Here is a 26,842-nt window from a genome sequence, read left to right on the forward strand (position 1 = left end):
GTAATTTATTTTGCTAAATTTATACCAAGCTGTTTTTCAAGTTATGTAATATAAATTGTGAAAAGCAGTCATGTCCATTACAACAATCCTAATCTAAATAAAGAATAATGAGTAACGACGGTAAAAAAGATTTTAAGCAACGATTTAATTTGGCCTTGGCTTTGGTAGTGGTATTTGTATTAATTCTGGCTACCAATCTTTTGGATAAAAAGCATTTTGATACCGCACAAGAAGCTTTAACTACGGTTTACGAAGACCGTGTTGTGGCTCAAAACTATATTTTTCAAATGAACAGTATTGTTTTTGAAAAAGAATTGAAATTAAGTAATCAATCCTCAACACTCAAGGTTACCAGCGATGGGAAATCTTTAGACGATTTGGTGGCCAATTTTTCAACCACCAAATTAACCGCGGCAGAAGAGCGTCAATTTGAATCCCTTAAAAAAAACATAGAAAAACTTAAAAAACTTGAAGCATCCTATTCAAAAGACAATTTGGAAAATAAATCCAACTACGAACCGGTCTTTGAGGCGCTTAAAAACGATTTGGAAGAACTTTCTGAAATTCAGCTTAGCGAAGGTAAAAACAGAACGCTGTTTGCCCAAAAGTCTTTGGAAACAAATCAATTACTCTCCAGCCTCGAACTAGGATTACTAATTGTTATTGGAATTACCTTACAGTTTATAATTTTTTATCGGGTTAAAATTGGCTTTTCCAAGAATCCAGGAGAGAAATCCATGAGGATTGAATAACACCATAATTTGTTTAATAAAAAGGATTAACTTCTATCTGGAGCTGTTCTATCTATTTTAAAAAAATCAATACATTCATAAATGAAAAAAATACTTACTCCATTTCAGAGCTTTATTAAAATTGAAGGTTTAAGTGGTTTACTTTTAGTATTGGCTACTGCAGTAGCGCTTATCTGGGCCAATTCTCCCTTGTCTGATTTATACTTCGAGATTTGGCAATACGATCTTGGTATTGCAACTGAAGGTTTTGAGTTTACCAAACCGCTTTTGTTATGGATTAACGACGGATTGATGGCCATATTTTTCTTTTTGATTGGTCTGGAAATAAAAAGGGAGGTGCTCATAGGAGAATTAAACTCTGTTAAAAAAGTAGCTTTTCCGCTCTTTGGGGCATTGGGCGGAATGATTATTCCCGTTGGGGTTTTTCTTTTTTTGAATCAGAATCCAGATACAGAAGGAGCTTGGGGAGTTCCTATGGCAACCGATATTGCATTTTCGCTGGCTGTTTTAAATATGCTCGGTAAAAGAGTGCCACTCAATTTAAAGATTTTTTTAACGGCTTTTGCTATCGTAGACGATATAGGGGCTGTATTAGTAATTGCACTTTTTTACAGTACCAGTTTAAAATTAGTTTTATTGTTGATAGCGTTTGTAATCTTAGGCTTTTTGTATTATTTGTCTAGTCGAGGCTTCTATTCTAAGTTCTTAATAACGTTTGCAGGAATAGCGGTTTGGTTTTTGTTTCTGAAGGCTGGAATACATCCCACGTTGGCGGGAATATTAATGGCTTTTGCCGTACCTATTCGTCAGGACTTAAAAACCTCTGCTTTTATAGAGAGTATTGACGGAATTTATAGTGATATAAAAGAAGCTAAAGTTCTTGATAAACCCCTTTTATCCGACCAACAATTACAGCATGTAAATAATCTTGAACACATCGTGGACAAATTTAGGTCGCCCCTTCAAAGCTTAGAGAATAATTTACACGGTTGGGTGGCCTATTTTATCATTCCGGTTTTTGCATTGGCCAATGCCGGAATTAATCTATTTGGAATGACTGGGGTAAAATGGCCTTTGGTTTTCAATATAGCGGTTTGTTTGGTTCTCGGGAAAGGTTTAGGGATTAGTTTAGTAGTGTTTTTAGCCAAAAAATTGAAATGGATTACCATACCATGGGACATAAATAAGAAACAAATTGTCGGTGTTTCTTTTCTGGCTGGTATTGGGTTTACCATGGCTATTTTTATTGCAAACTTGGCTTTTTCATCATCAGTTTACCTTAATTCGGCCAAAATAGGAATTTTAATAGGCTCGGCCCTTGCTGCGGTGATCGGATATATAATTTTACGGATGAATAAACCCGCCGAAAATCCTATTTATTGATGTCTCATTTGAAACTAAAACTTAGCAGGATGTCTATAGCTTTTTAATTGATCCATTCAGCAAATTGTAATAAATCTAGCATTATGGCTGCAGAAATGTTTAATATTTTGGGCTGTAATTTTAAAAGTCTATATTAGAGAATATTATGGAGATATGCTGAGGCGGGGAGTGTTATAATTAAATATTAGAACCCCACTTTTTTTTGATTTTATACGGAAGTTTCCATAGAAATAAAGAAATTTTTTTATATGAATAGTAAGATTCTTCAGATTGTAACCCTTTGTGCATATCTAGTTTTAGGTTGCTCAGAAAAAAATAAGACAGCCGAAAAAAGTGCAGAAGGACCTCGGGATAAACCAAACATAATTTTTATAATGGCCGATGATCTTGGCTATGGAGATATCGAACCCTTTGGTCAAAAGTACATTAAAACCCCAAATTTAAATCGGCTCGCAAAAGAAGGTATGCGTTTTACACAGCATTATGCAGGGAATACCGTTTGTGCTCCATCCCGTTGCGCGTTAATGACAGGGATGCATATGGGGCACGCAGAGATAAGAGGGAATAAACAGGCAAATCCGTTTGGACAAATACCGCTCAGCGATCAAGCCGTTACAGTGTCCAGTCTTTTAAAGAAGGCCGGGTACAACACAGCTTTAATTGGTAAATGGGGTTTAGGTGTGGAGAATTCTACTGGCGACCCTTTGAAGCAGGGCTTCGATCTTTATTATGGATATTTGGATCAAGTTTTGGCGCATAACAGTTTTCCAGAATATTTGTTAAGAAATGGAAAGAAAGAAGAACTTAAAAATGCCGTTGTTTACGAAGACAGTACCAAATGGCATAGAGGTTTGGGGAGTTATAGTGAAACAAAAATTGACTATTCTCAAGACTTCTTTATTTCAGAAGCGTTAAATTTTATAGATCGTCAGGAAAAGGAACCTTTTTTTCTTTATTTCCCCGTAACAATTCCTCATGATAATGGAGAAGCTCCAGAAGGCTTTAGACAGGAGATCCCGAACTTAGGGGATTATGAGAATAAGGAATGGTCGCGGGAAACAAAGGCCTATGCTGCTATGATAAGCAGATTAGATCGGGATGTAGGTAAAATTCTGGATAAACTTAAGGAAAAGGAAATAGACGAAAATGCTTTGGTGATTTTCACCAGTGACAACGGTCCTATGCCTAATGTAGAGTTTACTAATTTCTTCAATAGTAATGGCATTTTTAAAGGAGGTAAGAGAGACTTGTATGAAGGAGGGATTCGAGTTCCATTAATTGCAAGATGGCCCGGTAAAATAAAGCCTAACACAACTTCGGCGCATATAAGTGCCTTTTGGGATTTTTTACCAACTGCTTGCGATCTCGCGTCGGTTTCGCCGCCAAAAAATGTTGACGGAATTTCTTTTCTACCAGCACTTTTAGGAGAAAAACAAACAACTCATGATTATCTCTACTGGGAATTTCCAGAACAGGGTTATAGCGTGGCTATGCGAAAGGGGAAATGGAAAGCAATTAGAAGAAATATGGCCAAAGATTCCCAAGCACCTATAGAATTGTATAACCTAGAAGTAGATCCAGGGGAGAAAAATAATGTAGCTGAAGACTTTCCTCAGGTAGTTGCAGAGCTAGAAAATCTTTTAAAGAGTTCTCGAAATCCTTCAGAGGAGTTTCCAATTCAAGAAGGTTATTAATGACTGCATTTATAAAGCTATGGTAATGATGTCTTACGTTAGAAATAATGGAATTTGTACATGCCTCATCGCTTTTTTTAGTTTTTTTCTAATCGGATGCTCATCAGAAGAAAAGAAGGATCTAAAGTTTAAACACGTTGTGGTAATTGTTGGCGACGACCATTCAAGCAATGTGATGGGAGCATATGGCAATAAAAAAATTAGAACCCCAAATCTAGACAAATTAGCAGCATCAGGAACGTTTTTTACGAACGCTTATTCGAATTCCCCACTGTGTAGTGCCTCGAGACAATCTTTGTTGACTGGGAAATATCCGCACGCAACAGGGGTAAATTTACTTTTTACGCCTTTTAACGATAAAACCAATACGACTATTGCCGAACATCTAAAAAAAGAAAACTTTTCGACGGCGCTTGTCGGGAAACAACATTTTAATTCATGGATCTGGGGCGCGCTTTACAAGGACAAACCTCCATCTTTTGGTTTTGATACTTTAATAGATCGTACCTCTTATAAAAAATGGTTTCAAAAGCAAGAAGTTGTGCCCGTGTCTAATACTGTGTCAACATTTACTACGGAAATTGATTCGCTACCACAAAATATTGCCAGAATGAATCCATTTTCTCTTCCCCATTCGTATCACGATCATTTTGCAGAAGGGACTTTCCTGGCAAAAAGTGCCATTGATTTCATAGAGAAAGAAAAAGACAATAGAATATTTCTTTGGCTCGCTTTTCATGAACCCCATGCGCCTTTTGCATTTCCTGTGGAATATCAAGGGAAATATCGTGCGGAAAACATGGATCTTCCCAAGGGTTTTCCTGAAGATGATCGATGGATTCCAGAACGTTTTAAGGGTTTTTCAGACATTCAGAAAAAAGGGGTAATAGCCTCCTATTACACTTCGGTGGAATATATGGATAAAAACATAGGTTTGGTGATCGATGCGCTAAAGCAAAAAGGATTGTATGAAGACACCTTAATTATCTACTTGGGAGATCAAGGGTATTTGTTAAATGAGCATAAGCGCTTTGAAAAACATACGATGTGGCAGGAATCCATTAAAGCACCTCTAATAGTGGCAGGTGGAAAAGATATTTTTAAAGGAAAGGTAATTGATGAGGTAATAGAATTTGTAGATATCGCACCTTTTATTGCAGATATGGTCGAAGCGCCACCCATGAAAGAGGCTCAAGGAATTAGTTTGAAATCTACTATTGAAGAAGGTACCCCACGTCCTTATAGCTATGTGTTTGCAGAATTTTTGGAAGACAACAAGGTGATGGCAGCCAATAAAAATTGGAAGTATATCTTCAGTACAGGAAAGAGGGACCTTGGTCAAGGTTATAAAACAGGAAATGGGGCCTACGGAATTCACCATCGCCTTTATAATCTTCAAAAGGATCCACAAGAATCAACCAATCTAGCTTATGAAGAAGAGATGGCCAAAAAGGTTGAAGAAATGCAAGACTTTATAATAAAGAAGTTTAAACAAACGCATCCCTATGCAAAGGAATTACCAGAAAATCTAACCACTGTAGGTGAATTAGTATGGTTTTGTGAACCACGCGATGTGGGTGCCGAATATGGTGGGGATCCATTGAAGGTTTGGTATCATCAACCCTAAGATAGGTTTTTAGAATTTATTTTCAATAAAAATAATATGATATGTCTAGATGGTTTCAAGTATTAACGTTACAAACCCTGTTGCTGTTTATTACAATTTCATGCGCTAAAAAGCAGGAAAATATAATAGACCAACTCCCTAAAAAACCCAATGTTTTATTTGCCATTGCAGATGATGCTACTTGGAAACATTTTGGGGCTTATGGCTGCAATTGGGTAAAAACCCCTAATTTCGATCGCGTTGCTAAAAACGGACTTTTATTTATGCGGGCATATACTCCAAATGCCAAATGCGCTCCTTCGCGCTCCTGTATTATAACCGGAAGAAATAGTTGGCAGTTGGAAGCGGCCGCCAATCATTCCCCAAACTTTCCAGAGAAATTTAAAAGTTATGTGGAGGTTTTGGATTCGTCGGGATATTCTGTGGGGTATACCGGTAAGGGGTGGGCTCCGGGCAATCCTGGAATAAAAAACGGTGAGGAAAGGATGTTAACCGGGAAACCTTACAATCAATACAAAACAGAACCTCCAACTACACATATTTCATCTACAGATTACGCTAAAAATTTTGAAACTTTTCTTGAAGATAAACCAAAAGGGGAAGCTTTTTGCTTTTGGTTTGGCGCCCTAGAACCCCATAGGTCTTATGAGTTTGGTTCGGGTGTTGAAAAAGGAAGAAAAAAAATTAATGCAATACAAGAAGTGCCATTATTCTGGCCCGACGTCGATACGGTTCGTGTCGATATGCTGGACTATGCTTTCGAAATAGAATATTTTGATACCCAATTGGGAAAAATGCTGGAAACCTTACAAGAGCGAGACGAACTCGACAATACCATTGTTGTGGTTACTGCAGACAATGGGATGCCATTTCCAAGGGCAAAAGGGCAGTCTTATGAATACTCCAATCACATGCCCTTAGCGATCATGTGGCCAAATGGCATCAAGCAAAAGGGAAGGAAAGTTTTAGATCTTGTAAGCTTTATAGATTTCGCCCCGACGTTTTTAGAAGTTGCTGGAATCGCACATGGAGATTCGGGAATGGCACCTATAACCGGGAAGAGCTTGACAGAATTCTTTTATTCTGAAAAGGACAGTATTGTTAATTCAAAAAGGGATTACGCGCTTCTTGGAAAAGAACGTCATGATGTTGGAAGACCCAACGATCTTGGTTATCCCATTCGCGGAATCATAAAAGGGGATTATTTATACCTGAAAAACCTTAAGCCCGATAGATGGCCAGCAGGTAATCCGCAAACAGGATATTTAAATGTAGACGGGAGTCCTACAAAGACCTATATTTTAAATACCAGAAGAAATAATAGTCCTAAAAAATATTGGCAGTTTAATTTTGGGAAAAGAGTAGAAGAGGAGCTTTTTAATATCACAAAGGATCCTTATTGCATGAATAATTTAGCCACAAATAAAAGCTACGATAGTATAAAAACAGCTTTGGGTTTAAATTTGATGAAAAAGCTAACGGAGCAAAAAGATCCAAGGGTTTTGGGAGATGAATTTATTTTTGAAGAATATGAATATTTCGGTAAAGTAAATAATTTTTATAATAGGTATCTTGCCGGGGAAGAGATTCAAACATCGTGGGTGAATAAAACAGATTTTGAGCCCAATTTTAATGAGGAGGATGAATAATATTTTTTAAAATTGAATTTATGCAGGCAATCGAGAGGAAATTGTTTGTCATTTTAAAACCAACCTACCACCAATAAAAAAACCAATGTATTATTTAAAATTCATATCCAGCAGCCTTCTTTATTTTCTAATATTTTTTTCTATTTCGCTCGGTGGATTACAAGCACAAAATAATGCGCAGTGGGTAAGTTATCCCACCGCAAATACTACAGATTATGGGGTTTATCATTTCAGGAAATCCTTTACTATAAACGAGAGGCCATCTGTTCTAAAAATTCATATCTCGGCGGACAATAGATATAATTTATTTGTAAACGGTCAACGGGTTTCTTACGGCCCTGCCAAGGGGGATTTAAAAACTTATAAGTACGATATCGTAGATTTAGCGCCCTTCCTACAACAAGGGAAAAATATCATTGCGGCATGGGTCTATAATGGCGGCGCAGATAAGCCTCTCGCTTTTTTGTCGGCCCAAACAGCCTTTTATTTAGATGTTGAAGATGATGCGTTTGCTCAGTTAAGAACGGGGTCAAATTGGAAAACTTTTCAGAATCAAGCTTACACTCCTATTTCTTACAATGAAATGCTTCATAAGGAACGATGGTTTTATGGATTTTATGCCTGCGGGCCTGGAGATGATTTAGATGGCTCTCTGTATCCTTGGGGATGGGAGACCTTGAGCTTTGATGATAGCAATTGGGTTTCAGCAGAAGTGCTAACGTTTAATGGCGGGGCTCCGTGGAACCTAGTGCCAAGGAATATACCTTTTATGGCAGATCATAAAGTCAAGGCGAAAAAAATTAGATCGGTAACAGGGATTTCAATTCCCGAAGGATTTTTAGAAAATGCACAAAAAATAACCGTTCCCGCAAACAGTAAAGCTTCCGTTTTAATCGATTTTGAAGTCCTTACCATGGGTTATCCAGAATTAACAGTTTCACGAGGAAAAGGGAGTTCGGTAAAAGTAAAGTATGCGGAAGCTCTTTATGAAAAGGTAAACTTAAAAGCACACAGGGATTCTGTAAATGGTAAAACCATGTATGGTGTTTGGGATGTCTTTAGGCCAGACGGTAAGAATGATCGTGTTTTTAGACCGTTGTGGAAAAGAACTTTTCGATATGTGCAACTGGTCATAGAAACAGCTGGAGAGCCGTTGGATATTATTTCATATGAAAGTGAATATTCAGGATATCCCTATCCAGAAATGGCTGTTTTTGAAAGTAATGATGATAAATTGAATGAAATCTTCAAAATTTGCAATCGTACGCTGCAAATGTGCTCTGCGGAAACTTATTACGATACACCGTTTTATGAACAATTAAGTTATGGTGGTGATAACCGACCCATTTCGGCAATATCGACCTATAATTCTAACGATGATCGCTTATTGCGGGAGGTTTTGCGTTTGTATCCACAGTCTAAAAATTTCGATACCAAATTATTTAAAAGCGCTTATCCATCCCGGTTCGATTTCGATATGGGGACCTGGTCTTTAGCTTGGATACAAACTTTGTATGATTATTATTTAATGCGCGGTGATGCAGAATTTATAAAACCTTTTTCTGAAGATATAGACGATGTCCTTGGATTTTTCCATCGGCATATGGATGAAGAAAAAGGAATTTTAGGAACCGTGATAAGCCGAAATTTTGTCGATTGGAGCATTCATGAAGGCCGTCTTCCTAGATCGAACGATAAAAATGAGATAACCCATTCTGCATTGTTAACATTGTATTATGCGCATACATTGGATTGTGCTTCGAAATTATATTCAAAATTGGGCTTTTTAGATAGGGCAGAGATTTATAAAAAAGAGTCGGATGTTATTAAAGTGGCGATTAAGAAAAATTTTTGGGACAATAGCAGGAAGTTGTTTGCAGATAATCTAGAAAAGGACACTTTCTCTCAACACGCTAATATTTTGGCAATTTTATGTGATATTCTCTCTGAGGACGAACAGAAAGTACTCTTAGATAATATTCTTACAAATACAGACTTAGATGAATATGCGAGCACATATTTTTCATTTTTTCTTTTTAAGGCGATGGAGAAAACCAATAAAGAGCATCTGTTTTTGGAAAATTTGGACTTATGGTATCAATTTTTAGATAAAGGACATACCACTTGTGGTGAAACGGGGTTTGCTTCCCATGATAGATCCGACTCCCATGCGTGGAGTGCACACCCGAGTTATTATTTGTTGAAGTTTGTTTGTGGCATACGCCCAGCAGATGTAGGTTTTAAAACCGTAGATATAAGCCCGAATTTAGGGGATTTAGCTTCCATAAAGGCTTCTATGCCTCATAAAAATGGACGTATTGAAGTCACATATTCGGTAGTTGGTAAATTTTTAGATGCGACTATTATTCTGCCTCCAAACCTTGGTGGAAAGTTTAAATATAATGGCGAAGTACATTCACTTCAGCCAGGTAAAAATAAAATTAGATCGCGAAAAAAACTTTGAATAAAGTATTTTAGAATAACAAAAAAGCCTTTCATTTCTGAAAGGCTTTTAGCTTAGTAGCGGGAACTGGACTCGAACCAGTGACCTTCGGGTTATGAGCCCGACGAGCTACCTACTGCTCTATCCCGCGATGTTTGCGAGTGCAAATATACAACCTATTTCTACTTTACCAAACAAATTATTAATAAAATTTAGAAATTTATTTATCAAATACCTTCTTTAGTTACTTTTTAGAATACTAAGAGGTTTACAGTGAGGCTTTTTTAGTAGATAATTTTATTTTTCAATATTTTGAAAATTGATTTTTAAATAAAAATCCCCTACTTTGTACTCTTAATATTCACTCCTTTTAAGATAACTGCTGCATGGAAGATTATGGTTTTCTCTCAATTTTACCACCTATAATTGCTATAATCTTAGCTTTAAGAACCAAACAAGTCTACATCGCTCTTTTATTTGGAATTTGCTTTTCTTGGATGATTATTAGCGATTGGAATCCTTTGGACGGTACATTGGCAGCCATTGAGAGTTTGGTTAAAGTGTTTGAATCTCCCGGAAATACAAGAACTATAATGTTTAGTGCTTTGGTAGGGGCGTTATTATTATTTATTCAATATTCCAAAGGTGTAGAAGGATTTATTAATGAGCTTAATAAACTGATTGCTTATTTTGAGAGGAAGCAGAAAGGATATAGTAGGGTCATTGTTCAGTTGTTGGCCATGCTTACTGGTATTTTGTTATTTGTGGAAACGAGTATTAGCTCCCTAACTGTTGGAACCTTGTACCGCCCTGTATTCGATAAACTTAAAATTCCGAGGGAAAAATTGGCATACATTGCAGATTCCACCTCGGCGCCTTCATCTATATTAATTCCTTTTAATGCATGGGGCGCATTTATAATGGGACTACTTTTAACCCAAGGGATCGAAAATCCGTTTTCCTTGATGATCACTACCATCGGTTACAATTTCTATCCCATTATAGCCATAATGATCGTTTTCATCGTAATTGTTTCTAAAAAAGACATCGGTTTAATGGCCAAGGCTGAAAAGAGAACACGGGAAACAGGGGTATTGATGAATGAAAATTCCAAACCAATGCTTTCTGACACCATTACTTCTTTCGAATCCAAACCAGGAATCACTCCCAAAGCATATAACATGATTGCTCCTTTGGCCACTATGGTGATAATGATGCCCATAAATTTAGCTTTTACCGGTTGGAACGAAGTCTTGGAGTATACTTCCTTTTCCAATCATTTATTTCAAGCTATAGGAAAAGGCTCTGGTTCTTCATCCGTGTTATATGCCGTAACCACGGCTATATTGGTAGCCATGATTATGTATAGGGCTCAAGGGATTATGAAACTAAAAGAAATGGTAGATTTGGTTTTAAAGGGTATTAGCGAATTAATGCCTTTAGCGTTATTAATGATGTTAGCCTTTGCCATAGGGGATGCCTGTAATCAACTAGGTACAGGGCCTTATGTAGCTGCTTTGTCCAAAGAGTGGTTGTCTCCTGAATTTTTACCGGCCATTGTATTCTTAATAAGTTCTTTTATTGCCTTTTCCACAGGAACGTCTTGGGGAACTTTTGCCATAATGATGGCCATTGCCATACCAATGGCAGCTGCACACGAATCGGAATTACCGCTTGTTGTGGCGGCAACGCTGGGTGGAGGGGTTTTCGGTGACCATTGTTCACCTATATCAGATACTTCCATTATTTCGTCCATGGCTTCCGCGAGCGACCATATCGACCATGTAAATACCCAGCTTCCCTATGCGTTAATTGGAGGGGTTTTAACAATTATTATTTATCTTATTATGGGTTTCCTTTTTGTTTAAACTGAATTAATATCCCATTATAAAAACTTATCTTTGCAGCTTAGAATTAGATAAGTAATGGAGAAGCATAAAGCAGGTTTTGTAAATATTATTGGAAATCCCAATGTGGGGAAGTCTACGTTGATGAATGCTTTTGTTGGCGAGAAGCTTTCAATAATTACATCCAAGGCGCAAACAACAAGACACCGTATTTTCGGAATTGTAAATGGAGAGGATTTTCAAGTAGTACTTTCTGATACTCCTGGAATTATAAAACCAGCTTATGAATTACAGCAATCCATGATGGATTTTGTAAAATCGGCTTTTGAAGACGCCGATGTACTCCTTTATATGGTAGAGATTGGAGAGAGGGAATTAAAAGATGAGGCTTTTTTCCAAAAAATTACTTCTTCTAAATTACCTGTTCTTTTATTGCTGAACAAAATAGATATTTCTTCCCAGGATGTACTGGAAGAGCAAGTGCAATGGTGGAGCGAAAAAGTGCCCAATGCAGAGATTTATCCTATTTCCGCGCTTCAAAATTTCAACATCAGTAATGTTTTTAATCGCATTCTGGAGTTGTTGCCAGAGTCACCACCTTTTTATCCGAAAGATCAAATTACCGATAAACCAGAACGATTTTTTGTAAACGAAACCGTTCGGGAAAAAATCCTTATCAATTATAAAAAGGAAATTCCTTATGCTGTAGAGGTAGAAACTGAAGAGTTTTTGGAGGATGAGGATATTATAAGAATTCGTTCTGTAATTATGGTAGAACGCGATACGCAAAAAGGCATCATTATCGGTCATAAAGGCTCTGCTTTGAAAAGAGTAGGGGTACAGGCGCGAAAAGACCTGGAGAAATTCTTTGGAAAGCAGGTACACATAGAAATCTACGTAAAAGTGAATAAAAACTGGCGTTCCAACCAGAAACAGCTGAAAAGGTTTGGGTACAACCAGAAGTAACAATTAATTTACTTTCCAGCAAAAGAGGTAACAAAACCTTGCTATACAAGTAACACTAACTTAAGATTGCTTTAGTTTCTTTGGGGGGAATTAGAACTAACCAAAATGAGACCTATATATTTATGGCTTAAAGCATTGTCTGCTTTTGTTTCATGCCGTCAAATAGAATCCTCTTTTTTTATTTTTAATTGGAAGGCTTTAGGTGCTTTGGGTTTGTCGCACTTTAAAGCTGAAGTCAATACGGTTATCTATTCATATAATTCAGTGAACAAAACTATAAAGGGATTTTAAATAAATCCTGAGAATATAAATAAACGATTATTTTAATTCCGTAGAAGAGGTTGTCTATAATTTTAGGCAGCCTTTTCTTTTTTAATGTTTTAGGTAAGCCTTGGCTATTGGTTTAATATTTATTTCCTCTAAAAGCAATCGTTAAAAACTCAAAAAATAGAATTACCTTTGCGCCATAAAATTTTAAGTATGAGTGCTATTGTAGCCATAGTAGGAAGGCCAAATGTTGGAAAATCGACACTTTTTAACCGAATGATTAAAAGGAGGGAAGCCATTGTTGATGAAATCAGTGGGGTGACCCGCGATCGTCACTATGGAAAGTCAGATTGGAACGGTCGTGAATTTTCGCTGATCGATACAGGAGGATATGTTGTTGGAAGTGATGATATTTTTGAAAAAGAGATTGATAAACAAGTAGAATTGGCTATCGATGAAGCAGATGTCATCATTTTTGTAGTGGATGTTTCTACAGGGGTCACTGGAATGGACGAAGAAGTTGCACAATTGCTTCGCCAAGTAAATAAACCTGTGGTTATGGCTGTTAATAAGGTAGATAGCGCATTAAGACAAGCCGATGCAGTAGAGTTTTACTCTTTAGGATTGGGCGATTACCACACAATTTCCAGTATTAATGGGAGTGGGACTGGAGAATTGTTGGATGCCGTTGTTGAATTACTTCCGGAAGATACTGGAGTGGAAGAAGAGGAATTGCCGAGGTTTGCCGTAGTGGGGAGACCAAATGCTGGAAAGTCTTCTTTTATAAATGCATTGTTGGGAGAAGAGCGTTACATTGTTACAGATATAGCTGGAACTACTCGTGACAGTATGGATACCAAATACAATAGGTACGGATTTGAATTTAATTTGGTAGATACGGCCGGTATTCGCAGAAAAGCCAAGGTAAAAGAAGATCTGGAATTTTATACGGTAATGCGTTCGGTTAGGGCCATAGAGCATAGTGATGTTATTTTATTGGTGCTAGATGCCACAAGGGGTTTTGAAGGACAGGATTTAAATATTTTTTGGTTGGCAGAAAGAAACCGCAAAGGGATTGTTATTTTGGTGAATAAGTGGGATTTGGTAGAAAAAGATACCAATACCGTAAAGCAATTTGAAGCTTACATCAAAAAGCAAATAGAGCCTTTTACCGATGTGCCAATTATTTTTATTTCTGTATTGAACAAACAACGTATTTTTAAAGCTATTGAAAAGGCGGTTGAGGTGTATGAGAATAAAACCAAGCGTATAAGTACATCCAAGCTTAACGATACCATGTTGCCTATTATAGAGCATACGCCACCACCATCCCATAAGGGTAAATACGTAAAAGTAAAGTTTTGTACGCAACTGCCTACGCCTACACCGCAGTTTGCATTTTTTGCCAATTTACCGCAGTATGTAAAAGAGCCTTACCGTAGGTTTATTGAAAATAAATTACGTGAAAATTTTGATTTTCATGGGGTTCCCGTTCAGGTATATTTCCGAAAGAAATAAGCGTAGTGTTAAAGTATTATTAAAAAGTAAATTTCACCTTTATTGATTGTGGTTTTGTTCTATTTTCGAAAAAACTAATATCAATGAAGAAAATATACCTACTATTTTTCTTTGTTATAAGTACGGGCACCTACGCTCAAGAATACGAAATAACAGGGAAAGTAATAGATGAAACTACCAAAGAACCCCTAGAAGCTTCCACCATTTATGCTGAAACTATTCAAGATAGCACGATGGTTTCGTATAGTATATCCAATCAAAATGGGGCTTTTATTTTAGACCTAAACACTTCAGAAAAAAAATTAAATCTTTTTATAACTTATAATGGATATCAGCCAGTAAAAAAAGTTTTATCACTCAATAAAAAGAAAATAGATTTTGGGGAGATAGCACTCCAATTGCAGGCAGAACAATTGGAAGGCGTTAGCGTTGTGGGGGAGCGGGTGCCAATAACCATTAAAAAGGATACATTAGAGTTTAATGCCGATTCTTTTAAAACCAGGCCCGATGCCAATGTGGAAGATGTTTTAAAAAAACTTCCTGGAGTGGAGATTGATAGTGATGGTAAGATAACCGTTAATGGAAAAGAGGTTAATAAAGTATTGGTGAACGGACAGGTTTTTTTTAGTTCCGATCCCAAAGTGGCGACCAAGAGTTTGCCCAAAGAGATAATCGATAAAATCCAGATTTCCGATAGTAAATCAAAAACTCAGGAATTTACAGGTGATGACGGTGACGGAGAGAACAAAACCATAAACCTTACCATAAAAAAGGATAAAAACAAGGGCTATATGGGACGTGCGGCAGCTGGATATGGAACAGACGACCGCTATCAGGCCAATGGAATTTTAAATTACTTTAGGGATAAAGAGCGAGTGAGCGTTTTAGCGACCTCAAATAATATAAATAACGCTGGGTTCTCTTTTGATGAAATTTACGATATGGTAGGGAATACCAATGGGGGGTATTCTTTTGCCAATGATAACGGCTTGATAAATAATTACGGCCGCGGAATAACAACTTCTTCTTCCATAGGGGCGAGTTATACCAATGCTCAAAAAGACTCTTATGAGATTGATGCGAACTATTTTTTCGCCTATAGCGATTCTTACGACAATCAAAAATCGGTAAGGGAGAATTTGTTGCCAGAAGGAAGCTTTTTTACCAATAGTGAATCCCGTTTCGACGGTTCTACAAACTCCAATAGAGGGGCGGCAAACCTTGAGTTTGATATCCATGAAACCACCCGTATTTCCCTAGAGCCTACACTAAGCGTAAACCGTGTAAACTCGGCGAACATTAGCGAAACAACTTCTACGAATACAGATGGGGAGGTTTCCAATAGCAATGAACGACAAACTATTAGCGATGGCATGCAGCGCAATTTCAGTAACCAATTAAACATTTACAAAAAATTGGATACTATAGGCAAGTTCTTTAGGATTTCACTTTCTAATAACAATTCCCTAAACGATAACGAATCCAACTTTAAATCTACCAGGGAGGTTTTTGGTAATAATCCGAGTACGGAATCGGTAGATCAAATGAATTTAAGCGATAACAAACGCGACGAATATGAATTTGAAACCGCTTATAGACAACCATTGGGCAACAAGTATTTTTTGGATTTTGAATATCAATGGAGCACGCAAACCAATCAAAACCGTAGGGATGTTTTCGATTTCGATGATACCACGGATGCCTACGACAATTTTAATTCGGTTTTGAGTACTAATTATGAATTCAGGAATATTCAACAAAAGCCATCCTTTGGAATCCGAAGGGATGGAGAGAAATGGCGATGGCGTGTGAATGCGGAATATGCTTTTACCGATTTAAAAAATAGTGATTTTCTTCAAACAGGATCTTTTGAGAGAAATTATAAAAATCTTTTATTCAATGCTTCTTCGAGTGTTAACTTCGGAAAAAATAAAAGGTTACGTTTTAACTATCGTTCCAATTTAAGAATTCCTTCCGTAGGTCAGCTGCAACCAGTGCCCAATATTTCCAACCCTTTGAATATTGTTCAAGGGAATCCAGATTTAAGCCTTACGAAAAACCATAGGGTTTATATAAATTTCAATAATTACAATTGGCGTGAACGCACCGGTTTTTATTTGTATACGGGGGGAGAAGTAGAAGAAGATAAAGTAGTTTCTGTAACCACCACCGATGAAGATCTTTTAAGAACCACAACCTTTACCAACGTAGATGGAAACTACAATATGTATTTTGGATTTGGCTATACAAAACAAATAAAAAAGGACAGTACATTTACAGCTAAGTTAAATTTTAGACCGAATTTAAGATACAATAACGATGTTAGTTTTAACAATAGCAGGGAATTGGTTGCCAAAAGTTTTAGCGTGACGCCATACCTAAGTACGACATTAAATTTTAACGAACTGTTGGAAATAGAACCGGCATACAGAATTACCTATAACAATACCAAATACAACATTGATAGTTTTGAAGATGTAGAGTTTGTATCCCATACCGCATCGTTAAGAACGACTACCTATTGGCCGGAAAATGTAGTTTGGGGAAATGACATTAATTACAACTACAATGGCAATGTTTCGGCAGATTTTGACAAAGATGCCCTATTTTGGAACATGAGTCTAGGATATCAATTCTTAAAAAAGAAAGCGACATTTAAAGTTTTGGCATACGATCTGCTCAACCAGAACAATAACGCAAGACGATCTACTGGAGCAGACTTTATACAGGATTTCCAAAGTACGGTACTAACTCAATATTTTATGGCGAGCCTAAGCTTTAAGTTCGATCAATTTGGAGGGAAGAAACCAAATAGTGGAAGAGGAAGATACAGATAGATTAGAAAAAAATTAAAAGTAAAGCCCTTCAGAATATTTTGAAGGGCTTTATGATATTATTATGTTTGTAAATGTGGGTTTAATATTTGTTGCAGAAAGACTGTTACCAGCTTCCTCCAGCGCCGCCACCGCTGAAACCGCCACCGCCGAAACCGCCACCAAAGCCACCGCCGCCGAATCCTCCTCCAGAAGATCCACCGCCAAAGCTTCCGCCGCCACGGCCAAGATTGCTTAAGATAATCATATCCATTAGGTCGAATCCACCGCCTCTTCGGCCACGATTGCCACCACCGCGATTTTTACGGGAAAGAATAATCATGATGATTATAAAGAGGATGAATAGAAAAATAAATCCGCCACCACCCAACGAAGAATTTCCTTTCCTTCTCTGCGGTGTGCCTTCGTAAGTTCCGTTAAAAAGCTGTATAATCGCATCCGTACCTTTATCAAGGCCGCTGTAGTAATCTCCTTTTTTAAACTCTGGAATAATGATGTTCCTTACAATCTCACCATTGATTCCCGCAGTAAGCTTTTGTTCGAGTCCGTAGCCTGGGGAGATCCATATTTTACGCTCTTTTTCCGCTAAAAGAATAAACACTCCATTATCCTCTTTAGCTTGGCCTATTCCCCATTTCTGTGCCCATCTTGGAGTTAACAAACCAATGTTCTCTCCATTAATTGTGGGTACTGTAGCTACCACTATTTGTGTGCTGGTAGTATCGGCATAGTTTATCAACTTTTTTTCCAGTGCGCTCTTTTGGGAATCCGATAGAATTTTGGCATAATCGTAAACACTGGTTTCTTCCTTGGGCTTTTCGGGAATATCGAACTGAGCCAGTAGCGGTTGCAAAACAATAATCCCGAAGAAAAATAGAAATAATAAGAGTCCTTTTTTTGTTGTCAAAATATTAGCTTTTAGAAATTTCGTCTGGAAGTTCGTTTACATCGTCGTGCTGCCAAGGAAAATGATCTTGTAGTTCTTTACCAGCTTCTAAAATTCCATAGACCAATCCTTCTTTAAATTCTTTTTTCCTAAAATGTTCTTGGATGATGTCTTTAGTGCTGTCCCAAAAGTTTTCGGGCACTGCCTTATCAATACCTTTATCGCCATAAATGGCAAAAGTTTTATCTTCGGTAGCGACATAAATAAGTACGCCATTTTCTTCTTTGGTATTGTCCATTTTTAACAAATGAAAAACTTCATTTGCGCGAACTACAGGGTCTTTTTTACTGGAGGCTTCGATGTGCACCCTTATTTCACCAGAAGTTTTTTTCTCCGCTTTACGGATCGCCTCTATTATTTCTTTTTCTTCTTCGGAAGATAAAAAAGCGGCTACCTTGGCATTCTTCATTTTAAACTAATTTGCGTGATTTATGCTGAATTTTTTAGGGAAGGATTTGTTAATCTTCCTTGTCATTAAAATCGAATTCTACATCTACCGGTCTTTCAGCACCAGCTTCAGCATCAAAATAAGGTTTGCCTTCAAAATCGAACAATCCGGCCAATATTTTATTTGGAAATGTCTTAACGTGGTTGTTATAAGGTTTAATGGCCTCATTATAGCGAACCCTAGAAGTTTGAATACTGTTTTCTGTACTTGTAAGTTCGTCTTGAAGTTTAAGGAAATTCTGGTTGGCCTTAAGCTCTGGGTAGCGTTCTACAGTTACCAAAAGTCTGCTTAGTGCGCTGCTAACTTGTCCTTGCGCTTGGTTGAATTGTTCCAACTGTTGCGCGCTCAAATCGTTTGCACTTACATTTACCGAAGTGGCTTTGGCCCTGGCTTCAATAACATCCGTTAAAGTATTTCTTTCGAAATCTGCAGCTCCTTTTACAGTATTCACCAAATTGCCAATAAGGTCGTTTCTTCGTTGGTAGGACGTTTGTACATTTCCCCAAGCTTCAGATACGTTTTCATTTAAACGAACGGCAGTATTGTTAAAGCCAACAGCCCAGTTGTAAACGCCGAAACCTATAATTGCCAATACAATTAAACCAATGATCCACTTTTTCATTTTAATTTGCTTTTTTTAAGTTGTTAATTAGTGATATAAATAAGGTCTTGTTACTTTTAAGAAAAGAGCAGTCCAAAATTGATTATTCTTTTTTGAATACTAAAATATTTAAAGCTGATCTTTAATTTTGATAAGTTCTGCCTTTACTCCTTCCAATTTACGAATTATCTCAAAATTAGAAAGTGTTTTCTGTTTTTGTTCTTTCAAGTGTGTCTTTGCGCCGTCTAAAGTAAATCCTCTTTCTTTTACCAAGTGATAAATTAAGCTGAAGTTTTTAATATCTTCTTGGGTGAACTTTCTATTTCCTTTTGCATTTTTTTTTGGGTTGATAATATCAAACTCCTTATCCCAAAAACGAATTAGCGAAGTATTTACATCGAAGGCCTTGGCCACTTCGCCTATACTATAATATAATTTTTCGGGAAGATCTATATGCATTAGTCAAGAGATTGGTTTTCTTGGGATGCAGCATGCAATAAAGCTTCGTACTCTTCGGCCGAAAGTGTTCCGTAGTAGAAGTTTATGGGGTTAATGCGCTGGTCGTCTTTCCATACCTCGTAATGCAGGTGCGGTGCTTCCGACCTTCCTGTACTGCCCACTAAGCCGATGAGGTCTCCTCTTTTTACTTTTTGTCCCGGCCGTACTTTGTACTTGCTTAAGTGTCCGTACAGGCTCATATAACCAAATCCGTGGTCTATTCGAATGTGTTCACCGTACCCAGAAGACCTGTTGTCTGCTCGAGTAACCACGCCGTCTCCCGTGGCGTATACAGGTGTGCCGCGTGGTGAAGTAAAATCCATCCCGTAGTGCATTTTTCTAACTTTGGTAAATGGGTCGGTACGCCAACCATATCCCGAGGCCATTCTTGTAAGATCCTCGTTGCTCACCGGTTGGATAGCAGGAATAGCCGCCAATAACTTTTCTTTTTCTTTGGCGAGTTCGGTAATTTCGTCTAAAGATTTGGATTGTATAACCAATCTTTTCTGAAGTTTCTCCAGTTTTTTAGTGGCATCTATAATAAGATCAGAATTGTTAAAACCTTCAAGTTTTTTATACCTGTTAACTCCACCAAAACCTGCGGTACGTTGCTCTGAAGGAATCGGACTTGCTTCAAAATACAAGCGATAGATATTGTTGTCACGATCTTCAATATTGGCTAAAACTTCTTCAATTTGTGTCATTTTTTTATTCAACAACTCAAATTGAAATTCGTAATTGCGCAATTCCCTGGCTTGAGAAAGCTCTTTGGGCGTATTCACTAAATTGGTGTTTAATAGAATAAGCAAACAAATACCTCCAAAAAGAAAGGAGGCCAATACGAACAAACTAATATTTACAATTTTTTTACCCTTTTTAGGTTCAATTCTCCTGTAAGATAAAGTTTCAGAATCGTAATAATATTTTACCTTCGTCATTAGTTTAAAAATTCTATTTTTGCCAAATATATAGCGATGGCACTCAATTGTGTAACGAACAAATATATAAATTGTTTTTCAGTTTGAACAATTTTTAATAAATGTTAAGAATTAGAGTCTGGTTCTTTCACTTAGTTAACTGAATTTTTGAATTATCGGTATGCTAAAGTGGTTTTTGAACTCGAAATAAGTAAAAATATAGGAGATGAATTCCAAAGAAATAAGAAGGCAGTTTTTAAAGTTTTTTGAAGATAAGAAGCATGAAATCGTTTCTTCTGCCCCAATGGTTATAAAAAACGATCCCACCCTTATGTTTACGAATGCTGGGATGAATCAGTTTAAGGAATATTTTTTAGGAAATAAAAATCCTAAAAACTCTAGGGTGACCGATACGCAAAAATGTCTTCGCGTAAGTGGTAAGCACAACGATTTGGAAGAGGTGGGGAAAGACACTTATCACCATACCATGTTTGAAATGCTTGGGAATTGGAGTTTTGGGGATTATTTTAAAAAGGAAGCTATTCAATGGGCATGGGAATTGCTAACAGAGGTTTATAAAATAGACAAGGATATTTTATATGTAACTGTTTTTGAAGGTGCCGAGGCAGAAGGTTTACCAATAGACCAAGAAGCATACAATCTTTGGAAAGGCATTGTGCCCGAAGACCGAATTATTTTAGGAAACAAGAAAGATAATTTCTGGGAAATGGGAGATCAGGGGCCATGCGGACCTTCCTCTGAAATACATGTGGACATTCGTTCAGCAGAGGAAAAGGCAAAAATTCCAGGAGCCGATTTGGTCAATAAAGATCACCCACAAGTGGTGGAAATTTGGAACTTGGTATTTATTGAATTCAACAGAAAGGCAGATGGGTCTTTAGAAAAACTTCCCGCCAAACATGTGGATACGGGAATGGGCTTCGAGCGTTTGTCTATGGTGCTTCAAGACAAGAAAAGCAATTACGATACCGATGTGTTTACACCGCTTATTCGTGAGATTGAAACCATAACCAAGTCCAAGTATGGCGCCGAAGGTAAAGAAGGCGAAGAAATAAACATTGCCATAAGGGTAATTGCAGATCACGTTCGTGCTGTTGCTTTTGCCATTGCAGATGGGCAGCTGCCAAGTAATACTGGGGCAGGATACGTTATTCGTAGGATTTTGCGTAGGGCCATTAGATATGGATTTACTTTCCTGAACCAAAAAGAACCTTTTATTTACAAATTGGTGGATACCCTTACCAAGCAAATGCAAGAGTTTTTCCCGGAGCTAAAAAAGGAAAAAAACATTATTGTAAATGTAATCCGTGAAGAGGAAAATTCGTTTTTGCGAACCCTGGCACAAGGTTTAATCCTGCTTGATTCTATAATCGATGCAAACGAAGACAAAATTATTGCAGGAAGTAAAGCTTTCGAACTTTACGATACTTATGGCTTTCCTATAGATTTAACAGCATTGATACTTCAGGAAAAGGGTTATCAATTAGATCAGAAAGGGTTTCAAATAGAACTGGAAAAACAAAAAAGCAGATCTCGTGCCGCTACAAAAATAGAAACTGGGGATTGGGAAGTCCTTGTGGATGATCCAGTGGAGGAATTTGTAGGTTACGATATCTTAGAAACCCATGTAAAACTTACCCGTTACCGTAAAGTAGAAAGTAAAAAAGAGGGAGAAATGTATCAATTGGTATTCAATATTACCCCTTTTTATGCTGAAGGCGGCGGACAAGTAGGGGATAAGGGGTATCTGGAGTCTTCAAATGGAGACGTAGTTTATATAATTGATACAAAAAAGGAAAATAATTTAATCATACATCTTGCTAAAAACCTTCCTAAAAATTTAACCGATACTTTTAAGGCTGTGGTGGATGTAAAACAGCGAAGTAGGACTGCTGCCAATCATACCGCTACGCATTTATTGCACCAGGCCTTGAGAAGTGTTTTGGGCAGTCATGTGGAGCAAAAGGGAAGTATGGTGCACAGTGGGTATCTACGTTTCGATTTTTCACATTTTAGTAAGGTTACTTCGGAAGAATTAACACAAATAGAAGATTTTGTCAACGCCCGAATTCGTGAGCAATTGCCTTTGGAAGAAAATAGGCGTATGCCTTACCAAGAGGCTTTAAATGCCGGGGCGGTAGCCTTATTTGGAGAGAAATATGGGGATTTGGTGCGTACCGTTAAATTTGGTGAAAGTATGGAGCTGTGCGGTGGTACCCACGTTAAAAACACTGGGGATATTTGGCATTTTATTATTACTTCGGAAAGTGCTGTTGCTGCTGGAGTACGTAGAATTGAAGCTATTACAAGTGATGCAGCGAAAGACTATTTTGCAAGTCAGACGGAAGCTTTTAAGGAAGTAAAGTCAGTATTAAAAAGCAATAGCGATCCTGTAAAAGCGATTACGACTTTACAGGAAGAAAATGCCTCCATGAAAAAGCAGATAGAACAATTGCTTAAGGATAAAGCTAAAGGATTGAAAGGAGAGCTAAAGGCATCTTTGGAAGAAGTAAACGGAGTTCAATTTTTGGCGAAAAAGGTAGATTTAGACCAAGGCAGTATTAAAGATTTGGCTTTCGAGCTGGGTAGTGAATTTAAGAATTTGTACTTAGTGTTCGCCTCGGAAAATGAAGGAAAAGTACTTTTAACCTGCTACGTTTCCAAAGAAATTGTAAAAGAGAAAGATCTTAATGCGGGACAGATAGTTCGGGAACTCGGGAAACTCATCCAAGGTGGTGGTGGTGGTCAACCATTCTTTGCAACGGCAGGAGGAAGAAATCCAGAAGGAATTAACGATGCTCTTATAAAAGCAAAGGAATTTGTTAAACAATAGCAGTAGCAATATTTTAAAAATTAAACCGGCTCGGGAAAGTTTCCTTCGCCGGTTTTTTGTTTGAGGGTTGGTCGAACAAAAAAATAAAGTTATAGGATGAAAAACTACCCTTTTTTAATCCGCTTTAATTTCTTCTGCATTCGAAACGCCCAAATTGTAGGGATTAAAGCTATTAATAAACCAATCAGCAATCCCTTGAGTGTAAACCGTAAAGTTTGGTTGGTATCAATGTCATGTCTATGATTCCAGATTTCCACAATTTTTCCGTTTTGTATACGAAACACATTAATAATTGGAATGGAGCCAGAACCAAATAGCACCTTGCCAAAAAAAGATTCTGGTTGGTAAGCCATGTGCCATCTAGTGGCGACCAAATCTCCTTCAGCTATTTGGTAATCGATGGTGACCTTGTTTGTGCCATTATCCCAAAATCGATCTGCTATTATTTTTTGTTCAATCGCTGGTTCTGTTACGTTTTTGCGTTCCCCAATGTCGTGAACTACATATTCGTCTGCTAGGTATTTAGAATAATTTTGAGTATTATCCGTAGCCCATAAATCTTCATAAAAACCTTTTACCAGTTTTTTGTTTTTCTCTATTTGGGAAATAGAATCGTAGGGTGCATTCTGCGAAGATGCTAAGCCGAAACAATTCAGGAACAAGAAGAGTGCGATTATAGTTTTCATCTTTGTCGATTAATATTTATTGAATTCAATATTAAATAGCTAAGCTACGTTCTCGAGCGGTGATGCAATTTAATTCTGGGCAAAGGGTATCGTAAAATGCATATACCGGAGAGGAAGATTGGGTAAACTGTGAGTAGGAATGGATAGCTCCGTGGTATTCGAATTTAATCACCAATTTTTGGTGAGACATAAAAGTCGATGGAATGTTGGCATATTCCTTATCCACAAAATAGACTCTAAAGCGATGGGAATACCCACTAAAAGTAATTTGTGCGTGAATGGGAATCTTATTTCCATTCCATAAAATAGTTTGCTGCTCTGTACTTACTATAGCTTTTTCAATTTTAAATGTTGAAGAATTCATAATGTTGGTTGTTTTTGATAAAAGTAAGCTACAAACCAACCTTTTGTAAGAGGTAAAACCTCGAAATATAAAGGGTGTTTTTCCCTAATTTTATAAAAGCGTTTAAACCTTTTTTAATTTCTATGGTCTTAGAATTATAAACTTTAAAACACAAATGATATGAAAATTAAATGGAGCATATTAACCGTTATGATGGTTGCTGGAATTGCATTTTCTTCAGCTCAAGAGCGAGGTAGAATGGATAGAAAAGAGAAGCGGGAGGGAATGAAAAGCATGTACAAGGAGTTATCTGCAGATCAAATTGCGGATTTGAAAACGAAAAAAATGGCCCTTACTTTAGACTTAACCGAAAGTCAGCAGAAAGATATTTATACCATAAATAAAGATATTGCTATTGAACGAAAAGAAAAAATGGCCGAATTAAAAGCAAAGAAGGAAGCTGGGGAGAAGCCAACAGCAGATGAGCGATACGCCCGTATGAATGAGAGGTTGGATGCCCAATTAGAAGTTCAATCTAAAATGAAGAAAATTTTAAACGAGGAGCAGTATAAAATGTGGAAGCGAAGTATGCACAAGGCAAAAAAGGAATTTAAACACCATAGGGAGGCCAGAAAATAGTTGCTTAAATTTAATTGCAAAAAATAAACCCCAAAAAAACGTTAAGTCTTTCGGGGTTTTTTTAGTATCTGATATTAATCTTAGGCAATTTCACAAAACAGTCCTTCGTCTGTTTTGGAAACTTTTACCAATTTGTGTTTGGTAAGTCCTTTAATTGTTTTGTCCCACTTTTTATTGCTCAATCCCGATTGGGTTTTTAAGTCTTCCAACGGCATTTTATTCTCTTTTTTCAGCATTTCAAATACCGCTTTTTCTTCATCGTTAAGCGCTACTTCAACTTTTTTCTCTGGTCTCATTTGAGGGAAGAAAAGCACTTCCTGTATAGAGGCGTTATTGGTTAAAAGCATTACCAAGCGGTCTATGCCAATTCCAATTCCAGAAGTTGGGGGCATTCCGTATTCAAGGGCACGCAAGAAATCTTGATCGATAAACATCGCCTCGTCGTCGCCTTTTTCAGAAAGTTTTAATTGTTCTTCAAAACGTTCCCTTTGGTCGATAGGGTCGTTAAGCTCAGAATAGGCATTGGCCAATTCTTTTCCGTTAACCATCAGCTCAAATCGCTCGGTTAATGCAGGGTTGTCCCTATGTTCTTTGGTAAGCGGACTCATTTCTTTTGGGTAATCGGTGATAAAGGTTGGTTGGATGTAATTGTGTTCACATTTTTCACCAAAAATTTCATCAATAAGCTTCCCAATACCCATGCTTTCATCTGCAGGGATGTCTAGTTTGATACAAACTTCTCGGAGTTCTTCCTCGTTCATTCCCGCAACATCAAAACCAGTATGATCTTTTATGGCTTGCAATATGGGCACACGTGGGTAAGGAGCTGTAAAGTTAATTTCATTTTTCCCAACCGTTACTTTCGGACTCCCGTTGGCATCGGTAGCTACTTTCTCAAGCAACTCTTCTGTCATGTTCATCATCCAGTTGTAATCTTTATAAGAAACATACAATTCCATTACCGTAAACTCTGGGTTATGTGTTTTGTCCATTCCCTCATTACGAAAATCCTTTGCAAATTCATACACCCCATCAAACCCACCAACAATTAGTCTTTTTAAATAAAGTTCGTTAGCAATACGCAAATATAAAGGGATGTTTAGCGCATTATGGTGTGTTACAAAAGGTCTTGCCGCAGCTCCTCCAGGGATGGCCTGTAGTATTGGGGTCTCTACCTCGATATAATCACGAGAATTAAAAAACTCCCGCATGCTGTTGGTAATTTTGGTACGCTTTTTAAAAGTTTCTTTTACATGGGGGTTTACGATAAGATCGACATATCTTTGTCTGTATCGCAGTTCGGGATCGTTAAACTCATCGTATACATTTCCTTCTCCATCAACTTTTGGTAGGGGTAGTGGGCGTAAGGATTTATTTAGCACGGTAAAGTTCTTTACCATTACTGTTTTTTCACCAACTTGTGTTTTGAAGAGTGTTCCTTCGATACCTATGATGTCTCCAATATCAAGAAGTTTTTTATAAACGTCGTTGTAAAGGGTTTTATCTTCATCTGGACAAATTTCATCTCTATTAAAATAGAGCTGGATTCGGCCTTCACTATCTTGCAACTCAGCAAAAGAAGCTTTTCCTTGAATACGTCTGCTCATTAACCTTCCTGCAAGAACAACCTTTTTGTCATCTTCAAATTCCTGTTTGACTTTCTTTGAGGTGTGATCTACCGGGTACAAATCGGCCGGATAAGGATTAATGCCCAATTCACGAAGCTTTCCAAGCTTTTCTCTACGGATAATTTCTTGTTCTGAAAGTTGCATAATTTAATTTGTCATTTTAAGCCTGCGAAGATAAGGAGTATTTAACAATCTATCAATCAATTTGTATTATTACTGAAGCTAAGTTCTGGGTGTCTTCCGAAGTGAACACCGGAAATTTTATTGCTGAAATAATTCTGATAAAATTGTAACAATTTTTA

Annotated in this window: 20 protein-coding genes and 1 tRNA gene; 12 read left to right on the forward strand and 9 right to left on the reverse strand. The window is 37.4% G+C overall.

Annotated features, from left to right (window positions below):
* Positions 1 to 107 precede the first annotated feature (107 nt).
* From HX109_RS09145 to HX109_RS09170, 6 genes are all read left to right on the forward strand, one after another.
* Positions 108 to 752, forward strand: a complete 645-nt coding sequence (locus HX109_RS09145; protein ID WP_178951302.1) for an MCP four helix bundle domain-containing protein — start codon at positions 108 to 110, stop codon at positions 750 to 752.
* A gap of 81 nt (positions 753 to 833) precedes the next feature.
* Complete coding sequence (gene nhaA / locus HX109_RS09150; protein WP_178951304.1) at positions 834 to 2,135, forward strand: Na+/H+ antiporter NhaA; 1,302 nt, start codon at positions 834 to 836, stop codon at positions 2,133 to 2,135.
* Between the two features lie 248 nt (positions 2,136 to 2,383).
* Positions 2,384 to 3,829, forward strand: coding sequence for an arylsulfatase (locus tag HX109_RS09155; RefSeq protein WP_178951306.1), 1,446 nt, complete (start codon positions 2,384 to 2,386; stop codon positions 3,827 to 3,829).
* A gap of 25 nt (positions 3,830 to 3,854) precedes the next feature.
* Positions 3,855 to 5,456 (forward strand): sulfatase, encoded by a 1,602-nt coding sequence (locus tag HX109_RS09160; protein ID WP_178951307.1) that lies wholly within the window; start codon positions 3,855 to 3,857, stop codon positions 5,454 to 5,456.
* 41 nt (positions 5,457 to 5,497) lie between these two features.
* Positions 5,498 to 7,105: a sulfatase gene (locus HX109_RS09165; RefSeq protein WP_178951309.1), complete on the forward strand. Its 1,608-nt coding sequence runs from the start codon at positions 5,498 to 5,500 to the stop codon at positions 7,103 to 7,105.
* 85 nt (positions 7,106 to 7,190) lie between these two features.
* Complete coding sequence (locus tag HX109_RS09170) at positions 7,191 to 9,569, forward strand: family 78 glycoside hydrolase catalytic domain (protein ID WP_178951311.1); 2,379 nt, start codon at positions 7,191 to 7,193, stop codon at positions 9,567 to 9,569.
* A 57-nt stretch (positions 9,570 to 9,626) separates the two neighbouring features.
* Here HX109_RS09170 and HX109_RS09175 read toward each other — a convergent pair.
* Positions 9,627 to 9,699: transfer RNA gene (locus HX109_RS09175), tRNA-Met, on the reverse strand.
* A 235-nt stretch (positions 9,700 to 9,934) separates the two neighbouring features.
* Here HX109_RS09175 and HX109_RS09180 point away from each other — a divergent pair.
* The 4 genes from HX109_RS09180 (at position 9,935) to HX109_RS09195 (ending at position 16,983) form a co-directional block, all read left to right on the forward strand.
* Positions 9,935 to 11,416, forward strand: a complete 1,482-nt coding sequence (locus tag HX109_RS09180; protein ID WP_178951313.1) for a Na+/H+ antiporter NhaC family protein — start codon at positions 9,935 to 9,937, stop codon at positions 11,414 to 11,416.
* 57 nt (positions 11,417 to 11,473) lie between these two features.
* Positions 11,474 to 12,361, forward strand: a complete 888-nt coding sequence (gene era, locus HX109_RS09185; RefSeq protein ID WP_178951315.1) for a GTPase Era — start codon at positions 11,474 to 11,476, stop codon at positions 12,359 to 12,361.
* Between the two features lie 480 nt (positions 12,362 to 12,841).
* Positions 12,842 to 14,146 carry a ribosome biogenesis GTPase Der gene (gene der, locus HX109_RS09190; RefSeq protein ID WP_178951317.1) on the forward strand — a complete coding sequence of 435 codons (1,305 nt, stop codon included), beginning with the start codon at positions 12,842 to 12,844 and terminating at the stop codon, positions 14,144 to 14,146.
* Between the two features lie 83 nt (positions 14,147 to 14,229).
* Positions 14,230 to 16,983, forward strand: coding sequence for an outer membrane beta-barrel protein (locus HX109_RS09195; protein WP_178951319.1), 2,754 nt, complete (start codon positions 14,230 to 14,232; stop codon positions 16,981 to 16,983).
* Between the two features lie 103 nt (positions 16,984 to 17,086).
* Here the strand turns inward: HX109_RS09195 and HX109_RS09200 are convergent, their stop codons facing one another.
* The 5 genes from HX109_RS09200 to HX109_RS09220 form a co-directional block, all read right to left on the reverse strand.
* A complete protein-coding gene (locus HX109_RS09200; protein WP_255462661.1) occupies positions 17,087 to 17,887 on the reverse strand; it encodes a TPM domain-containing protein in 801 nt (266 codons plus the stop codon).
* Between the two features lie 4 nt (positions 17,888 to 17,891).
* Positions 17,892 to 18,335 carry a TPM domain-containing protein gene (locus HX109_RS09205; RefSeq protein ID WP_178951321.1) on the reverse strand — a complete coding sequence of 148 codons (444 nt, stop codon included), beginning with the start codon at positions 18,333 to 18,335 and terminating at the stop codon, positions 17,892 to 17,894.
* 49 nt (positions 18,336 to 18,384) lie between these two features.
* The gene (locus tag HX109_RS09210) at positions 18,385 to 18,996 is read right to left on the reverse strand and encodes a LemA family protein (RefSeq protein ID WP_178951323.1); all 612 of its coding nucleotides are present in this window, start codon (positions 18,994 to 18,996) and stop codon (positions 18,385 to 18,387) included.
* Between the two features lie 108 nt (positions 18,997 to 19,104).
* Entirely contained in the window at positions 19,105 to 19,434 is a 330-nt protein-coding gene (locus tag HX109_RS09215; RefSeq protein WP_178951324.1) for a MerR family transcriptional regulator, read from the reverse strand.
* The gene (locus HX109_RS09220; RefSeq protein ID WP_178951326.1) at positions 19,434 to 20,411 is read right to left on the reverse strand and encodes a M23 family metallopeptidase; all 978 of its coding nucleotides are present in this window, start codon (positions 20,409 to 20,411) and stop codon (positions 19,434 to 19,436) included. The genes HX109_RS09215 and HX109_RS09220 overlap by 1 nt, the downstream gene beginning before the upstream one ends.
* Before the next feature lie 205 nt (positions 20,412 to 20,616).
* Here HX109_RS09220 and alaS point away from each other — a divergent pair, with 205 nt between their 5' ends.
* Positions 20,617 to 23,244, forward strand: a complete 2,628-nt coding sequence (gene alaS, locus HX109_RS09225) for an alanine--tRNA ligase (RefSeq protein WP_178951328.1) — start codon at positions 20,617 to 20,619, stop codon at positions 23,242 to 23,244.
* Between the two features lie 104 nt (positions 23,245 to 23,348).
* Here the strand turns inward: alaS and HX109_RS09230 are convergent, their stop codons facing one another.
* A complete protein-coding gene (locus HX109_RS09230) occupies positions 23,349 to 23,930 on the reverse strand; it encodes an ester cyclase (protein WP_178951330.1) in 582 nt (193 codons plus the stop codon).
* A gap of 31 nt (positions 23,931 to 23,961) precedes the next feature.
* Entirely contained in the window at positions 23,962 to 24,294 is a 333-nt protein-coding gene (locus HX109_RS09235) for a hypothetical protein (protein WP_178951332.1), read from the reverse strand.
* A gap of 159 nt (positions 24,295 to 24,453) precedes the next feature.
* Between HX109_RS09235 and HX109_RS09240 the strand changes: the two genes are divergently transcribed.
* A complete protein-coding gene (locus HX109_RS09240) occupies positions 24,454 to 24,912 on the forward strand; it encodes a Spy/CpxP family protein refolding chaperone (RefSeq protein WP_178951334.1) in 459 nt (152 codons plus the stop codon).
* 80 nt (positions 24,913 to 24,992) lie between these two features.
* Here HX109_RS09240 and lysS read toward each other — a convergent pair whose 3' ends face one another.
* On the reverse strand, positions 24,993 to 26,684 hold the full coding sequence (lysS, locus tag HX109_RS09245; protein WP_178951336.1) for a lysine--tRNA ligase: 1,692 nt from the start codon (positions 26,682 to 26,684) through the stop codon (positions 24,993 to 24,995).
* Positions 26,685 to 26,842: the final 158 nt, after the last annotated feature.

The organism is Galbibacter sp. BG1 (assembly GCF_013391805.1).
In the GTDB taxonomy this organism is placed as follows: Bacteria; Bacteroidota; Bacteroidia; order Flavobacteriales; family Flavobacteriaceae; genus Galbibacter.

Excerpts from the sequence above, each read along its gene's own strand:
- HX109_RS09145 (WP_178951302.1), top strand. The coding sequence starts at position 108 with ATGAGTAACGACGGTAAAAAAGATTTTAAGCAACGATTTAATTTGGCC.
- nhaA (WP_178951304.1), top strand. The coding sequence starts at position 834 with ATGAAAAAAATACTTACTCCATTTCAGAGCTTTATTAAAATTGAAGGT.
- HX109_RS09155 (WP_178951306.1), top strand. The coding sequence starts at position 2,384 with ATGAATAGTAAGATTCTTCAGATTGTAACCCTTTGTGCATATCTAGTT.
- HX109_RS09160 (WP_178951307.1), top strand. The coding sequence starts at position 3,855 with ATGATGTCTTACGTTAGAAATAATGGAATTTGTACATGCCTCATCGCT.
- HX109_RS09165 (WP_178951309.1), top strand. The coding sequence starts at position 5,498 with ATGTCTAGATGGTTTCAAGTATTAACGTTACAAACCCTGTTGCTGTTT.
- HX109_RS09170 (WP_178951311.1), top strand. The coding sequence starts at position 7,191 with ATGTATTATTTAAAATTCATATCCAGCAGCCTTCTTTATTTTCTAATA.
- HX109_RS09180 (WP_178951313.1), top strand. The coding sequence starts at position 9,935 with ATGGAAGATTATGGTTTTCTCTCAATTTTACCACCTATAATTGCTATA.
- era (WP_178951315.1), top strand. The coding sequence starts at position 11,474 with ATGGAGAAGCATAAAGCAGGTTTTGTAAATATTATTGGAAATCCCAAT.
- der (WP_178951317.1), top strand. The coding sequence starts at position 12,842 with ATGAGTGCTATTGTAGCCATAGTAGGAAGGCCAAATGTTGGAAAATCG.
- HX109_RS09195 (WP_178951319.1), top strand. The coding sequence starts at position 14,230 with ATGAAGAAAATATACCTACTATTTTTCTTTGTTATAAGTACGGGCACC.
- HX109_RS09205 (WP_178951321.1), bottom strand. The coding sequence starts at position 18,335 with ATGAAGAATGCCAAGGTAGCCGCTTTTTTATCTTCCGAAGAAGAAAAA.
- HX109_RS09210 (WP_178951323.1), bottom strand. The coding sequence starts at position 18,996 with ATGAAAAAGTGGATCATTGGTTTAATTGTATTGGCAATTATAGGTTTC.
- HX109_RS09215 (WP_178951324.1), bottom strand. The coding sequence starts at position 19,434 with ATGCATATAGATCTTCCCGAAAAATTATATTATAGTATAGGCGAAGTG.
- HX109_RS09220 (WP_178951326.1), bottom strand. The coding sequence starts at position 20,411 with ATGACGAAGGTAAAATATTATTACGATTCTGAAACTTTATCTTACAGG.
- alaS (WP_178951328.1), top strand. The coding sequence starts at position 20,617 with ATGAATTCCAAAGAAATAAGAAGGCAGTTTTTAAAGTTTTTTGAAGAT.
- HX109_RS09230 (WP_178951330.1), bottom strand. The coding sequence starts at position 23,930 with ATGAAAACTATAATCGCACTCTTCTTGTTCCTGAATTGTTTCGGCTTA.
- HX109_RS09235 (WP_178951332.1), bottom strand. The coding sequence starts at position 24,294 with ATGAATTCTTCAACATTTAAAATTGAAAAAGCTATAGTAAGTACAGAG.
- HX109_RS09240 (WP_178951334.1), top strand. The coding sequence starts at position 24,454 with ATGAAAATTAAATGGAGCATATTAACCGTTATGATGGTTGCTGGAATT.
- lysS (WP_178951336.1), bottom strand. The coding sequence starts at position 26,684 with ATGCAACTTTCAGAACAAGAAATTATCCGTAGAGAAAAGCTTGGAAAG.